This window comes from Pseudomonas sp. CFBP 13711 (genome assembly GCF_014842265.1).
Classification (GTDB): Bacteria; Pseudomonadota; Gammaproteobacteria; order Pseudomonadales; family Pseudomonadaceae; genus Aquipseudomonas.
On record NZ_JACYVI010000001.1, the window covers coordinates 268,138 to 282,899 of the forward strand.

Genomic DNA, 14,762 nt, shown 5'->3' on the forward strand with positions numbered 1-14,762 from the left:
CACCCGAGTCATCGCTTGCCTCCGCGAAAGGGGCAACTTGCTGACTTGGGTGGTTGTCCTTGTGATGTCGAAACGTTACTGCTTAAGTCTAAATGTTGCAGGTTATGTCTTAGACTGGCTGACCTTACTAACACCTGGGGAGATAATAATGACAACGACTCACTACACCGGAGAAGAGCGGCGCAAGCGGATCTTCGCAATTGTGGGCGCCTCATCGGGCAACCTCGTCGAATGGTTCGACTTCTACGTCTACGCCTTCTGCGCCATCTATTTGGCGCCTGCATTCTTTCCTTCCGATGACCCGACCGTTCAGTTGCTCAACACCGCGGGCGTCTTCGCCGCAGGCTTTCTGATGCGTCCCATCGGCGGCTGGCTGTTCGGTCGCGTGGCCGACAAGCACGGCCGCAAAAACTCGATGATGATTTCCGTGCTGATGATGTGCGCCGGCTCGCTGGTCATTGCCTGTCTGCCAACCTACGCGTCGATCGGTGCCTGGGCGCCGTTTCTGTTGTTGATGGCGCGCCTGTTCCAGGGCCTGTCGGTGGGTGGTGAGTACGGCACCACAGCCACGTACATGAGCGAAGTCGCGTTGCGGGGGCAGCGCGGGTTTTTCGCTTCATTTCAGTACGTGACGCTGATTGGCGGCCAGCTGTTGGCCGTGCTGACCGTGGTCATCCTGCAGCAGTTTCTCAGTGCCGATGAGCTCAAAGCCTACGGCTGGCGCATCCCGTTCGTGGTCGGTGCGGTCGCGGCGGTGATCTCGCTGGTGCTGCGCCGGTCGCTGAAAGAGACCACCACCGCCGAAGTGCGTCAGAACAAGGACGCGGGCAGCATGTCTGCGCTGTTCCGCGATCACAAAGCGGCGTTCATCACCGTGCTAGGCTACACCGCCGGCGGCTCGCTGATTTTCTACACATTCACCACGTACATGCAGAAATACCTGGTCAACACCGTGCACATGGATGCCAAGGTCGCGAGCTACATCATGACCGGTGCGCTGTTCCTGTACATGTGCATGCAGCCGGTGTTCGGGATGCTCGCTGACAAGATCGGTCGCCGCGCCTCGATGCTGTGGTTCGGCGGGCTGGGCACCCTGTGCACGGTGCCGCTGCTGCTGACGTTGAAAACCACCACCAGCCCGGTCATCGCGTTCGTGCTGATCACCCTGGCATTGGCCATCGTCAGCTTCTACACCTCGATCAGCGGTCTGGTGAAAGCCGAAATGTTTCCGGTGCAGGTTCGTGCGCTGGGCGTCGGTCTGGCCTATGCCGTGGCCAACGCTATTTTCGGTGGCTCCGCTGAATACGTGGCGCTGGGCCTGAAGAACATGGGCATGGAAAACACCTTCTACTGGTACGTGACCGCGATGATGGCGATTGCTTTCCTGTTCAGCCTGCGCCTGCCGAAGAAGCCGGCTTACCTCCACGAAGACCACTGATCCCGGATCTTGGAGCGCGCGTCCTTGCAGGGCGCGTGCTGTCCATCTTCATCACACTTATTCCACGTGTTTCACGGAGCGACTGCCATGGCGTTCGTACAACTCGAAGACGGTGAACTGCATTATCAAATTGATGGCCCGGTGGATGCGCCGGTGCTGGTGCTGTCCAACTCACTGGGCACCGACCTGCACATGTGGGATGCGCAGATTCCGGCGCTGAGCAAGTCATTCCGCGTCGTGCGTTACGACACCCGCGGCCACGGTCAGTCCCTCGTCACCCAAGGGCCTTACACCCTCTCGCAGCTGGGACGAGACGTGCTGGCGCTGCTTGATGCGTTGAAAATCGACCGAGCGCATTTCTGCGGATTGTCCATGGGTGGCCTGATCGGTCAGTGGCTGGGCATTCATGCCAACGATCGGCTGCACAAGCTGGTGCTGTGCAACACTGCCGCGAAGATCGGCGACACGGAAACGTGGGCGCCGCGCATCGCCCAGGTGGAGAAGGGCGGTGAGCGGGCCATGAAGGAAATGGGCGCCGGCGCGGTTGGGCGTTGGTTCACCCCTGACTTTGCCAGCCAGCACGCCGACAAGGTCACGCCCGTCACCGACATGCTGGCGGCGACTTCTCCGCTGGGTTACGCCGCCTGCTGCGCGGCCGTTCGGGATGCCGATCTACGCAAGCAAGTCAGTTCGATCACCGTGCCCACGCTGATCATCTGCGGCAGCCATGACGCCGTCGCCACCGTGGCGGACGGGCATTATCTGCAGAACCACATCCACGGCAGCGAACTCTCCGACTATTACGCCGCGCACCTGTCCAGCGTCGAGCTGGGTGAAGTCTTCGCCCTGCGCGTGACGGAGTTTTTGCTGGCGTAACCGCTGTGGTCTTTGCTTGAAACAGCCTGGAAAACGGTCAAAAAAAACCCACCAATCGGTGGGTTTTTTCATGCACGTTGTATCAGAACAAGCGGGTAGATGGCACATCGCCCGCGGTGGGCTGACGCTCGCCGGTCGGGGTCTGTTCGTACCAGCCGCCACCCAGCGCGCGGTACAGATTGACCTCGCTGTTGAGCTGGGACAGGCGATCGGTGATCAACGACTGTTGCGCGGTGAACAACTGGCGCTGGGCGTCGAGGAAGGTCAGGTTGCTGTCGATCCCGATGCGATAGCGTCGCTCGGCCAGACGATAGTAGTCCTGGTTGGCGTTGACGAAGTCGGTCTGCGCCTTGAGTTGATCGGTGTAGGTCTTGCGTGCAGCCAGACCGTCGGAGACTTCCTGAAACGCCGTCTGAATCGCCTTCTCGTAGTTGGCGACGCCAATGTCTTTCTGGATCTTCGAGTAGTCGAGGCTTGCGCGCAGACTGCCCGCGTTGAAGATCGGCAGATTGATCGTCGGCTCGAACAGCCACGTCCCCGAACCGCCTTTGAACAGACCGCTCAGATCGCCGCTTGCCGTACCGGCACTGGCCGTGAGGCTGATGCTCGGGAAGAACGCGGCACGTGCCGCGCCGATGTTGGCGTTGGCGGCTTTCAGGCTGTATTCGGCCTGAAGAATGTCCGGACGACGCTGCAGCAATTCCGACGGCAGACCCGCTGGCATTTCATTGAGCATGTCAGCGCTCAACGGTTTCGAGGCGGGCAGGTTGGCCGGCAGACTGGTGCCCAACAGCAGCACCAGATTGTTCTCGTCTTGGGCTACCAGCCGCTGATACTGGGCCAGCTTGACGCGGGCGCTCTCGACGGAGGTGCGCGACTGCGCCAGATCCAGCGCCGAGGCCACACCCACTTCGCTGCTGCGAGAGGTCAGACGCAAGCTTTCTTCGAAGGCGCCCAACGTGTCCTGGGTCAGCTTCAACAGCTCTTTGTCCGCTTCCCAGGTCAGATAGGCGTTGGCGACGTTGGCGACCAGACTGATCTGCGTGCTGCGACGGCCTTCTTCACCGGCGAAGTAAGTCTGCAGCGCCTGCTCACTGAGGCTGCGCACCCGGCCGAATAGATCCAGTTCATAGGAACTGATGCCCAGACCCACCGAATACTGACTGGTGATACCGGACTCGCCCGTTTGCGACAGGTCGCCCGGCACGCGCTGGCGCGTGCCGGTGCCCGATGCTGCCACGGCCGGGAACAGATCCGCACGTTGAATGCGGTACTGCGCGCGGTAAGCGTCGATGTTCAGCGCGGCGACGCGCAGGTCACGGTTGTTCTGCAGCGACGTCTGAATCAGTTGCTGCAGCGCCGGGTCATGGAAAAACTGACGCCAGCCTTGCTCGGCCGTCGCCTGATTCGCCGCCTGGGCCGGCGAATAGGCCGGACCTTGCGGGAACTGAGCCGGCACCGGTGCGGCGGGCTGCTTGTATTCGGGGATCAACGAGCAGCCGCCGAGAATGAACGCGGTGACCGCTAGCGAGATCAGGGACTTGCTCATTGGCCAGCCTCATCGTGTGGAGTGTGTTTCTGTTTGCCTTTGAACATCGAGGATATCGAGACGAAGAACAACGGTACCCAGAAGATCGCCAGAATAACCGCGGTGATCATACCGCCGATTACGCCTGTACCGATCGAATGCTGGCTACCGGCACCGGCGCCCGAGGAAATCGCCAGCGGGACCACACCGAGGATGAACGCCATGGACGTCATTACGATGGGCCGCAGACGCATCCGGCAGGCTTCGATGGTTGCATCGACGATGCCCTTGCCCTGCTCATGCAGCTCCTTGGCGAACTCGACGATCAGAATGGCGTTTTTCGCCGCCAGACCCACCGTCACCAAGAGACCTACCTGGAAGAACACGTCGTTGGAAAGGCCGCGCAGGCTCGTCGCGATCAGCGCACCGATAACCCCAAGCGGGATGACCAGCAACACCGCGATCGGAATCGACCAGCTTTCATACAGCGCCGCCAGACACAGGAACACGATCAGAATGGACAGTGCGTACAGCGCGGGCGCCTGAGAACCGGACAGACGCTCTTCATAGGACAGACCCGTCCAGGAAAGACCCACGCCGGCCGGCAACTTCTTCGCCAATTGCTCGACCTCGGCCATCGCCTCACCGGTGCTGTAACCCGGCGCCGGAGTACCCAGTACTTCCTCGGCCGGTACACCGTTGTAACGGGACAGCTTCGGCGAACCGAACACCCACTCGCCGGTGGCGAACGAGGCAAACGGCACCATCTCGCCAGCGGTGTTGCGCACGTACCACTTCTTCAAGTCTTCCGGCTTCATCCGCGCACTGGCATCGCCCTGCACGTACACCTTCTTGACCCGACCGCGGTCGATGAAGTCGTTGACGTAGTTGCCACCCATGGCGATGGACAGCGTGGTGTTGATGTCCGACAGGCTCAGGCCCAGGGCCTGCGCACGCTCGTCATCGATAACCAGTTGGTATTGCGGCTCATCGTTAAGACCGTTCGGACGCACGCCCGCCAGAATCTTGCTCTGTGCCGCCATGCCCAACAGCTGGTTACGCGCTTCCATCAGCTTGGCGTGACCCACGCCGCCCTGATCCTGCAAGTACACGTCGAAACCGGTGGCGTTACCCAGTTCCAGTACCGCAGGCGGTACGACCGCAAAGGTCATTGCGTCGCGGAAGCCAAAGAAGTGCTGCTGCGCCCGTTTGGCCAGTTCGAAGACGCTGTTGGAGGCATCACGATCGCCCCACGGTTTCAGCATGATGAACGCCAGACCGGAGCTCTGACCGCGACCGGCAAAGTTGAAGCCGTTAACGGTGAACACCGAGTTGACCGCGCCGGATTCCTCTTCCAGCAGGTACTTGCGCATGTTGTCGATGACGGTCTGCGTACGTTCCGCCGAGGAGCCCGGTGGTGTCTGCACCTGGGCAAAGATGACGCCCTGGTCTTCTTCCGGCAGGAACGCGCTCGGAATGCGGGTGAACATCCAGATGGTGCCGCAGACGATCAGCGCGTAAACGATGAAGGCCGGAATCTTGTGCTTGAGCATGTTGCCGACGCCGCGCTCATAGCTGACTACGCTGCGGTCGAAGGTGCGGTTGAACCAGCCAAAGAATCCACGTTTCGGCTGCCCGTGCTTCTCGTGATCGATCGGCTTGAGCAGAGTGGAGCACAACGCTGGAGTGAAGATCAGCGCGACCAGGACCGAAAGCGCCATCGCCGACACGATGGTGATCGAGAACTGCCGGTAGATCACACCCGTGGAGCCGCCGAAGAACGCCATTGGCAACAGAACCGCACACAATACGAGTGCGATACCGACCAGCGCGCCCTGGATCTGCTCCATGGATTTGATCGTGGCGTCCCGCGGCGAAAGTTTGTCCTCCGCCATCACCCGCTCGACGTTTTCCACCACGACGATGGCATCGTCCACCAGCAGGCCGATGGCAAGGATCACCCCGAACATGGTCAGCGTGTTGATGGTGAAACCGGCGGCAGCGAGGATCCCGAACGTACCGAGCAATACCACCGGTACGGTCATCGTGGTGATGATGGTGGCGCGGAAGTTCTGCAGGAACAGGTACATCACCAGGAACACCAGGATGATCGCTTCACCCAGGGTGTGAACCACACCGGTGATGGATTCCTGAACCACTGGCGTGGTGTCGTACGGGTAAACCACTTTCATGCCAGGCGGAAAGAACGGCTCCAGCTGCGAAATGGTGGCGCGAATCGCCTTGGCGGTGTCCAGCGCGTTGGCGCCGGTCGCCAGCTTGATCGCAAGACCCGAAGCCGGCTTGCCGTTGAACTGCGCGTCAATGCTGTAGTTCTCGCCACCCAGACCGACTTTGCCGACGTCTTTGAGGCGAACCTGCGAACCATCCTGATTGACCTTAAGCAGAATGTTGCCGAACTGCTCGGCGGTCTGCAGACGGGTTTTACCGATGATCGTGGCATTCAGCTGCTGACCCTTGAGCGCAGGCAGACCGCCGATCTGGCCGGAAGACACCTGAACGTTCTGGGCAGTGATGGCCGTCTTGACGTCTACCGGGGTCAGCTGAAAGTTGTTCAGCTTGGCCGGATCGAGCCAGATACGCATGGCGTACTGGGCACCGAAGACCTGGAAGTCACCCACACCGGAGGTACGGGAGATCGGGTCCTGCATGTTCGAGACGATGTAGTTGGACAAGTCCTCCTTGCCCATGCTGCCGTCTTCGGACACCAGACCGACGACCATCAGGAAGTTCTTCACCGCCTTGGTCACGCGGATACCCTGTTGCTGCACTTCTTGCGGCAGCAGCGGGGTGGCCAGGTTGAGCTTGTTCTGCACCTGAACCTGAGCGATGTCCGGGTTGGTACCCTGGTTGAACGTCGCGGTGATGGTCATGCTGCCGTCGGAGTTACTTTCCGACGACACATACCGCAGGTTGTCGATGCCGTTGAGCTGCTGCTCGATCACCTGAACCACGGTGTCCTGCACGGTTTGCGCGTTGGCGCCCGGGTAGGTCACGGCGATCGCGATGGCCGGCGGCGCAATGGCCGGGTATTGGTTGATCGGTAGCTTGAGGATCGAAAGCGTCCCCACCAGCATGATCACGAGGGCAATTACCCACGCGAAAATCGGCCGGTCGATAAAAAATTTCGACATGAATTACTCCCCTTTGCTGCCTGCGGCTTTATCAGTTGCCGGGGCAGGGGCCGGGTTAGCTGCATTGACGTTGGTGGCTTCGGCCACTTTCACTTCAGCACCTGGCTTGACGTATTGCAGCCCTTCGGTAATCACGCGATCACCTGCGCTCAGGCCCTTCTCAACCAGCCAGTCGCTGCCGATGGTGCGGTTGGCAACCAGCGTGCGGGACTCGACCTTATTATCGGCGTTCACCACCAGTGCGGTCGGTGTGCCTTTCAGGTCACGGGTGATGCCTTGCTGTGGAACCAGAATCGCGTTCTCGGCCACGCCCGATTGCAGTCGTGCATGCACGAACATGCCTGGCAGCAGCGTGTGGTCCGGGTTCTGGAACACGGCGCGCAGGGTCACGGAACCGGTGGTCTGGTCGACCGACACTTCGGAGAACTCAAGCTTGCCTTCGATCGGGTAGAGACTGCCGTCTTCGAGTACCAGCTTGACCTTGGCGGCGTTGTCGCCGGCTTTCTGCAGCCTGCCGCTTTCCAGATCGCGACGCAGCTTGAGCATTTCGGCCGAGGACTGGATCACGTCGACGTAGATCGGGTCGAGCTGCTGAATGGTGGCCATCGCATCGGCCTGACCATTGCTGACCAGCGCGCCTTCTGTCACCAGCGAGCGACCAATACGGCCGGAGATCGGCGCGTAGACCTTGGTGTAGCGCAGGTTGATCTCTGCGGTCTGCACCGCCGCCTTCGCTTCGCGAGCCGAACCCACCGCCGTGTCGTATTCCTGACGGCTGACGGCTTGCTCGTTGATCAGCTGCTTATAGCGGCCAGCGAGGGAGTTTGAGGATTCGTAGGTGGCTTTGGCGCTGTCCAGGGTGGCCTGGTAAATCGCCGGGTCGATCTGGTAGAGCTGCTGACCGGCTTTGACGTCTGCACCTTCGGTGAACAGGCGTTTGAGGATGATGCCGTTCACCTGAGGACGCACTTCGGCGATACGGAACGCGGTGGTCCGGCCGGGAAGTTCAGACGTCAGGGTGTAGGCCTGGGTTTTCAGAGTGACGACGCCGACCTGAGGGGGCGGTGGTGCTGCGGCCGCTTCTTCCTTCTTGCTGCATCCGGAGAGCAGCGATGCCAGGGCGACGGCAGTGACCAGTACGGTAACAGCTGGCTTGAATTGCATGAAGATCCTCGGGTCAGGAGCCTGAACTCATGGGAAGTGGAAAGGGGGCAGGAAAAGTATTCCAGCTAGATAAGTAGGATGCTAATGAATATACTTACATTCACGGTTGTTTGTAAACACCCGCGAGTGCGACACTCCAACGCACCGAGGGCATCGATTGTAGGTCCGGGACAAGGCATCACAAAGGCCGCCCGACGTGCTGTGCAGGCCACTCGACCAGAGCGCCTGAGGCATTTTCATTGAGGTTTTTACTGCCATGGTTCGACGCACGAAAGAAGAGGCTCAGGAAACGCGCAAGCAGATCCTCGAAGCTGCCGAGCAGGCTTTCTACGATCGAGGGGTCTCCCGCACGACGCTCGCCGACATTGCGGCCCTGGCTGGCGTGACCCGCGGCGCGATCTATTGGCATTTCAGCAATAAGGCCGATCTGGTCCAGGCCATGCTCGACAGTCTGCACGAGCCCCTCGAAGAAATGGCGAGGGCGAGCGAAAGCGAAGATGAAATTGATCCGCTGGGGTGGACGCGCAAGCTTCTCACTCATTTGTTTCAACAAATTGCCAGCGACCCTAAAACCCGCCGCATCAATGAAATTCTGTTTCATAAATTCGAATTTACCGACGAAATGTGTGACATGCGGCAACAGCGTCAGTTTGTCTGGCTTGACGCCAACGAGCGAATTGCGCTGGCGCTCGGTAATGCTTCTCGACAAGGCCAGCTCCCCGCTGACCTGAATCCCCAACGCGCCGCGATCTGCCTGCATGCCTATGTGCACGGCATCATCGGTCAGTGGCTGCTGGTGCCCGAGAGCTTTTCGCTGCAGGACGATGCGGAGCGACTGGTCGACGGCATCCTCGACATGCTCCGCTTCAGCCCGGCGTTACGCGATATTTCGTCGAACTAAATGGCGTTTGGCCTCTATCTATACCGCGCCTGACCTTCGCTGAACAGGCGGTTTACCTTCGCTTTACTCAGCGCGCCCGGTGATTCGGCGACCATCCAGTCTCTGATACCCATTGAAGTGCCGAATGCTGCCCTATTGCAATCCCCCGTCTACGCTTGCCCCATAACCAATAAGAGTGGGGGCGGGGCGATGGCAGTCGTGTCAAAAAACGTAGGCAGAAAACTCCTGATGGGTGCGCTCGCCGCCCTGTGCATCGGGCAAGGCTGGGCCGCTGGGGATGAAGCGCAAGAAGCAGCAGCGGCCAAGGCGCTGCTGGAAAAAGCCGTGGCCCGTTACCGCGTCCAGGGGGATAAGGCGCTGGCCGAGTTCAGCCGTCAGGGCGAGTTCGTCGATGGCGAGCGTTATGTCTTCGTCACCGATACCAAGGGGATCATGCTTGCCAGTGGCGGGCCATCAGTGGCGTTGATCGGCCGCGACGTATCGTCAGTGCTCGATCCGGAGCTGCAAAAAAACTTCAAGCAGGTGCTGCAGACGCCGGAAAGCGCCGGCGTTCAGCAGGCCGAATATCGCTGGCAAAACTGGCGCGACGGTAAGGTTGAGCGCAAGCGTGTGTATTTCCAACGCATCGGCGATCGGGTTTTGGCGGTCGGTTATTACTTGCCCCGCGCTTCGCCCGAGCAGGCGAGGGCGTTGCTCGACAAGGCGTCCAAAGCGCTGGAACAGGACAAGGACGGCACACTCCGCGCGATCAACGACCTCAAGGGCGGATTTCTGCAGGACGATCTGTACGTCTTCGTGGTGAACATCGATACCAAACGCTATGTGGCCCACGGCACCAACTTGCGGCTGGTGAATACCGACTTCAGCAAGGTCAAGGATCCGGAAGGCAAGCCGGTCGGCATTCCGATGCTCGAGCTGGTCAAGCAGCAGCCCGAAGGTGAATACGAATACCGCTGGCGCAATCCGGTCACCAGCAAGATCGAACACAAGCACGCCTACGCGCGCAAGGTCGGTGAGTTCATGGTGGCGGTGGGTTACTACAGCGGCTGATCACCCTGACCGGTTCGTTTACCGGTCCTTGTCGTCCCGCCCGCGCAGCAGGTTATTGGGCATCGCCAGCGCGGCGGACAGTCCCAGCAGCGACACCGCCGCGCTGCCCATCAACAGGTGCTGAAAGGTCATCGACAGCTGTCCGCGCAGCAGTTCAAGGGCCGGGCCGCTGGCGGCGTGCAGGCTGTCCATCAGCAAATTGCCAGAGCCTTCACCCGCAATTGAACTGCCGCCGACCTGGGCAATGCCGGAGCCGGCAAGCATCGCCAGCAGCAGCGCCGACATCGTTGCCACGCCGACTGCGCCGCCGAGGGAGCGAAACAGGTTGGTCGTGCTGGTCGCCACACCCATGTCTTTGACGTCTACCGAGTTCTGCGTGCCCACCAGCGAGGTCGGAAACTGCATGCCGCTGGCGATGCCGGTGAGGACCATGAAGATGCTCGTCAGAATGGCCGACTGCGGCGGCGTGAAGGCAATGCCGAGGATTGCCAGCGGCATTAATGCCGCGCCGGTGAGGATGATCGGTTTGTAGCGGCCCGTCAGCGAGGTGCGTCGGCCGCCGAAGTAAGCGCCCAGGGGCATGCCGATAGCCAGCGGCATCAGGTGCAACGCCGCGCTGTCGGCCCCTGCGCCCGTGACGGTCTGAAAGCGCAGCGGCAGCAGCACGATCAGCGAGATGGCCTGAAAGCTGGTGAAGAAAATCGTGCACCAGCAGAGCACCGCGCTGCGATTGGCGAACAGGTGCATGGGCAGCAGAGGTTCACGGGTGCGCCGTTCATACAGCACAAAAATCACCAGCGCGAGCAGCGCCACCGACAATTGCATGACCACTGACTGGTCACGCCAACTGTGGCCCTGACCGATTTCGGTGATGCCCAGCAACAAGGCTGTGAGGCCGATGATCATCAGCACCGTGCCCAGGTAGTCAATCACCGGTTTGCGCTGGGGAATCGGCAGGCCGACCAGCGTCTTGCGCGCCACCCACCATGCCCCCAGCCCCAGCGGCAGATTGATAATGAACACCCAGCGCCACGACAGGTACTCGGTCATGAAGCCGCCGAGCACAGGGCCCGCCACGCTGGCCGCTGCGTACATCCCGCTGAAGTAACCCTGATAACGACCGCGTTCCCGGGGCGGGACGATGTCGCCGATGATCGCCTGGCTCACGGACACCATGCCCCCGGCGCCGATGCCCTGCAGCACACGCGCCAGCACCAGTTGTTCCATGCTCTGCGCCATGGCGCAGAACAGCGAGGCGAGGGTAAAGGTCGCCAGCCCGAACAGCATCAAGCGGCGCCGGCCATACAAATCCCCCAGCTTGCCGTAAATCGGCACGGCCACGGTGAGCGCAACCATGTAGGCGGAGATCACCCAGGCAAGCAGGTTGAAATCCTGGAATTGGGCGGAGATGGCCGGCATCGAGACCGCAACAATGGTCTGATCCAGCGCACTGAGAAATACGGCCATCATCAGCGCGAACAGAATGCTGCGGATGTCCGGACGGGGTTGACTAAGACTCGTCACAGAAGGGACTCGACTGACAGATTGACCCGCTGAACACCCGCAGGAATTTGTGCCAAGTCTAGTCCGTTAGCTTGCTAATCGATAGCAGGCTGTGGGGATTTTCGCAGTACGTTGACCCGCATTACGCGGACCGGCCTTTGCCGTCAACGAAGGGCGCTGAACGTTGCATCAGTGGGCATGCAATGTCCCATTGTGCAGACCACCGCCATGCGGGGCGTCTGCCGCATTTGTTCGATTCGGTAGGCACCTGCGCCGTACAGGCTCAATACAGCGGCAACGGCGACAACATAAACGCACTGTCTTTTTATTGTGGTTCTCATGACATTTGCCTCGATCCGGTAGGACATCTGTTTCAGAGCGGACACTGTCAGTGTAGGTCGCTATTGGCGGGTGGGCCGGGCAATGAGGATTGAATGTTTGTATCAGCCGGGCCGTTGGGGAAGAGCCGGCACTGCCCCTCAACCGGTGTGCCGTTCAGCCGACTGCAGCGACAGCCATTCCAGCAGGTCCTGAAGCGGGGAAGGCGCCTCGGCGCGCTTGGGGTGCACGAAGTAATACGCCGCGCCGCTCCGGACTTTCAGCTCGAACGGCATGACCAGGCGCCCCGCGCTCAGGTCTTCACCGATCAGCGACCAGTCGCCGATGGCAACGCCCGACCCTTGTGATGCGACGGTCATCGCCAGGTCCATCGTGTCGAAGTGCTGGCCTTGCGCGACATTGATCAGCTTGGCCCCGGCGGCCTTCAGCCACAGTGCCCAGTCACGCTCATCGAGGGTGGGGTGCAGGAGCATGTGATGTTCCAGATCGGCGAGACGGAAGAGGGGATTGCTCGCCAGCAGCGACGCTGAGCACACGGGTGTCAGTTGTTCGTCGAAGAGGTGCCGTACGTGAGTGGAATCACCCGGATGGGCGCCGAACACAACGGCGGCGTCGAACTCTTCCCGCCGAAAATCCACCGCATGGGCGCTGGTCGTGGTCAGTTGCACCGGCACGTCAGGCCGCTCTTTCTGCCACTGCATCAGGCGCGGCAACAACCAGCGGCTGATGCAGGTCGGCGCCTTGATCCGCAGCGCCTTTGGTTTGGCATCGACCTGATCCACCGCTTCTTCGATCAGGCTGAACACCTGTTCGATGCGCGGCAGCAGTTCGCGGCCCTGGGCGGTCAGGCTCAAGCCTCGGGCCTCGCGATAGAACAGACGATAGCCCAGATGCATTTCCAGCCCGGAGATCTGCCGGCTGACGGCACCCTGAGTGATATGCAGCACCTCCGCGGCCCGGGTGAAATTGCAGCACTTCGCCGTGATCAGGAACGTGTGCAAAGCGGGCAGGGGCGGGAGGCGTTTCATCGGGGGGACGAGCCATGAGCTGAGGACATGGCTAAGCATGACATTTTTTGCGTTGTGGTCGATACGGCCCTGCAGCTTCAATGGTCGCCTATCGAGCCTGGCAGATTGCGGGTGGCGTTGGGAAAGGCATACAAAAGGGGCAGACACATGGCGACGTGCGGGGAAGTGCTGGTCAGGTTGCTCGAAGGCTACGGGGTGGAGCGGGTGTTCGGGATTCCGGGCGTGCACACGGTCGAGCTTTACCGAGGGCTTGCGGGTTCGTCGATTACCCACATCACCCCGCGCCATGAGCAGGGTGCAGGGTTCATGGCCGATGGTTACGCGCGCACGCGAGGCAAGCCGGGTGTGTGCTTCATCATCACCGGCCCCGGCATGACCAACATCACCACGGCGATGGGTCAGGCCTATGGTGACTCGATCCCCATGCTGGTGATTTCCAGCGTACAGTCGCGCAGTCAGTTGGGAGGCGGTCGCGGCAAGCTGCATGAGCTGCCGTCCCAGAATGTGCTGGTCGCGGGCGTCGCGGCGTTCTCCCACACGCTGATGTCAGCGGCCGAGCTGCCGTCGGTGCTGGCCCGGGCGTTCGCGGTGTTCCAAACGGCGCGGCCGCGTCCGGTGCACATCGAAATCCCGCTGGACGTGCTGGTGGAAAATGCCGATGCCCTGCACAGCCCACCGGTATCGGTGAGTCGCGCAGGGCCGGCGCCTGCGGCGATCCGGCAAATGGCAAATTTGCTTGCCACCGCCCAACGGCCGCTGATTCTGGCGGGAGGCGGCGCCATTCACGCCGCCCCGGCGTTGACGCGTCTGGCCGAACGGCTCGCCGCGCCGGTCGCGCTGACCATCAACGCCAAAGGCATGCTGCCGAGCGCTCACCCGCTGCTGATCGGCTCGACGCAATCCCTCGATGCCACCCGTGAGGTCATTGAAAGTGCCGACGTGGTGCTGGCCATCGGCACTGAACTGGCCGAGACCGACTACGACATCACCTTTCAGGGCCACTTCAAGATTCCGGGCGCGTTACTGCGCATCGACATCGACCCCGATCAGACTGTGCGTCATTTCGCGCCGACGGTCGCGTTGGTGTCTGACGCTCAATACGCCGCCGAGGCCTTGGTCGATGCGCTGGCGAGCGAAGTGCTGATGCCACGCCGCGAGGAGTGGGGCACCGCGCGGGTTGCCGCGCTGAAGGCAAGTCTTGAGGCGGGCTGGGACGATGCGACCCGTGGGCAGACGCTGTTTTTGCAGACGGTGCTCGACGTGCTGCCGGAAGCCGTGATCGTGGGCGACTCGACCCAGCCGGTCTACACGGGCAACCTGACCCTGGACCTCGACAAGCCCCGTCGCTGGTTCAATTCATCAACCGGTTACGGAACCCTTGGCTACGCATTGCCCGCTGCAGTGGGCGCATGGCTGGGCAGCCGCGACGCCGGAGAATCCAACCCGGTGGTGTGTCTGATTGGCGACGGCGGTCTGCAATTCACCCTGTCCGAGCTGGCGAGTGCGGTGGAAGCGCGAACGCCCATCGTCGTGCTGCTGTGGAATAACCAGGGCTACGAAGAGATCAAGAAGTACATGGTCAACCGCGCCATCGAGCCCATCGGCGTCGACATTTTCACGCCTGATCTTGTCGGTGTGGCCAAAGCCCTGGGATGCGCCGCGGAGGCGGTCGGCCGTGTTGAGCAACTGAAGGCGGCACTGAGCTCAGCCAGTCAGCGTGACGGCCCGACGTTGATCGAGATCGATCAGCAGCGCTGGATGAGCAGCCTCGACTGACGGTTTA

At 61.1% G+C, this 14,762-nt stretch carries 10 protein-coding genes; 5 read left to right on the plus strand and 5 right to left on the minus strand.

Annotated features, from left to right (window positions below; genetic code table 11):
- The first annotated feature begins 148 nt into the window (after nucleotides 1-148).
- Nucleotides 149-1,438 (plus strand): MFS family transporter, encoded by a 1,290-nt coding sequence (locus IFT47_RS01280; RefSeq protein WP_192171692.1) that lies wholly within the window; start codon nucleotides 149-151, stop codon nucleotides 1,436-1,438.
- A gap of 87 nt (nucleotides 1,439-1,525) precedes the next feature.
- Nucleotides 1,526-2,314: a 3-oxoadipate enol-lactonase gene (gene pcaD / locus IFT47_RS01285; protein ID WP_192171691.1), complete on the plus strand. Its 789-nt coding sequence runs from the start codon at nucleotides 1,526-1,528 to the stop codon at nucleotides 2,312-2,314.
- An 82-nt stretch (nucleotides 2,315-2,396) separates the two neighbouring features.
- Here pcaD and IFT47_RS01290 read toward each other — a convergent pair whose 3' ends face one another.
- The 3 genes from IFT47_RS01290 to IFT47_RS01300 are packed head-to-tail and all read right to left on the minus strand — an operon-like array spanning nucleotide 2,397 to nucleotide 8,158.
- Entirely contained in the window at nucleotides 2,397-3,863 is a 1,467-nt protein-coding gene (locus IFT47_RS01290; RefSeq protein ID WP_192171690.1) for an AdeC/AdeK/OprM family multidrug efflux complex outer membrane factor, read from the minus strand.
- A complete protein-coding gene (locus IFT47_RS01295; protein ID WP_192171689.1) occupies nucleotides 3,860-6,994 on the minus strand; it encodes an efflux RND transporter permease subunit in 3,135 nt (1,044 codons plus the stop codon). Before IFT47_RS01295 ends, IFT47_RS01290 begins: the two co-directional genes overlap by 4 nt.
- A gap of 3 nt (nucleotides 6,995-6,997) precedes the next feature.
- A complete protein-coding gene (locus IFT47_RS01300) occupies nucleotides 6,998-8,158 on the minus strand; it encodes an efflux RND transporter periplasmic adaptor subunit (protein ID WP_192171688.1) in 1,161 nt (386 codons plus the stop codon).
- A gap of 256 nt (nucleotides 8,159-8,414) precedes the next feature.
- On the opposite strand from IFT47_RS01300, the gene IFT47_RS01305 reads away from it, so the two are divergent.
- Together IFT47_RS01305 and IFT47_RS01310 are read left to right on the plus strand one after the other, a co-directional pair.
- Complete coding sequence (locus IFT47_RS01305) at nucleotides 8,415-9,059, plus strand: TetR family transcriptional regulator (protein ID WP_192171687.1); 645 nt, start codon at nucleotides 8,415-8,417, stop codon at nucleotides 9,057-9,059.
- Between the two features lie 228 nt (nucleotides 9,060-9,287).
- Complete coding sequence (locus IFT47_RS01310) at nucleotides 9,288-10,109, plus strand: cache domain-containing protein (protein ID WP_192171686.1); 822 nt, start codon at nucleotides 9,288-9,290, stop codon at nucleotides 10,107-10,109.
- Between the two features lie 18 nt (nucleotides 10,110-10,127).
- On the opposite strand, the gene IFT47_RS01315 is transcribed toward IFT47_RS01310, so the two are convergent.
- Nucleotides 10,128-11,633: a DHA2 family efflux MFS transporter permease subunit gene (locus tag IFT47_RS01315; protein ID WP_192171685.1), complete on the minus strand. Its 1,506-nt coding sequence runs from the start codon at nucleotides 11,631-11,633 to the stop codon at nucleotides 10,128-10,130.
- A gap of 458 nt (nucleotides 11,634-12,091) precedes the next feature.
- Nucleotides 12,092-12,979 carry a LysR substrate-binding domain-containing protein gene (locus IFT47_RS01320; RefSeq protein WP_192171684.1) on the minus strand — a complete coding sequence of 296 codons (888 nt, stop codon included), beginning with the start codon at nucleotides 12,977-12,979 and terminating at the stop codon, nucleotides 12,092-12,094.
- Nucleotides 12,980-13,126: 147 nt separating this feature from the next.
- Here IFT47_RS01320 and IFT47_RS01325 point away from each other — a divergent pair, with 147 nt between their 5' ends.
- Nucleotides 13,127-14,755, plus strand: a complete 1,629-nt coding sequence (locus IFT47_RS01325; RefSeq protein WP_192171683.1) for a 5-guanidino-2-oxopentanoate decarboxylase — start codon at nucleotides 13,127-13,129, stop codon at nucleotides 14,753-14,755.
- The last annotated feature ends 7 nt before the right edge of the window (nucleotides 14,756-14,762 follow it).

Bases quoted from the DNA above. Each gene is read 5' to 3' on its own strand.
- IFT47_RS01280 (WP_192171692.1), top strand. From the start codon at position 149: ATGACAACGACTCACTACACCGGAGAAGAGCGGCGCAAGCGGATCTTC.
- pcaD (WP_192171691.1), top strand. From the start codon at position 1,526: ATGGCGTTCGTACAACTCGAAGACGGTGAACTGCATTATCAAATTGAT.
- IFT47_RS01290 (WP_192171690.1), bottom strand. From the start codon at position 3,863: ATGAGCAAGTCCCTGATCTCGCTAGCGGTCACCGCGTTCATTCTCGGC.
- IFT47_RS01295 (WP_192171689.1), bottom strand. From the start codon at position 6,994: ATGTCGAAATTTTTTATCGACCGGCCGATTTTCGCGTGGGTAATTGCC.
- IFT47_RS01300 (WP_192171688.1), bottom strand. From the start codon at position 8,158: ATGCAATTCAAGCCAGCTGTTACCGTACTGGTCACTGCCGTCGCCCTG.
- IFT47_RS01305 (WP_192171687.1), top strand. From the start codon at position 8,415: ATGGTTCGACGCACGAAAGAAGAGGCTCAGGAAACGCGCAAGCAGATC.
- IFT47_RS01310 (WP_192171686.1), top strand. From the start codon at position 9,288: ATGGGTGCGCTCGCCGCCCTGTGCATCGGGCAAGGCTGGGCCGCTGGG.
- IFT47_RS01320 (WP_192171684.1), bottom strand. From the start codon at position 12,979: ATGAAACGCCTCCCGCCCCTGCCCGCTTTGCACACGTTCCTGATCACG.
- IFT47_RS01325 (WP_192171683.1), top strand. From the start codon at position 13,127: ATGGCGACGTGCGGGGAAGTGCTGGTCAGGTTGCTCGAAGGCTACGGG.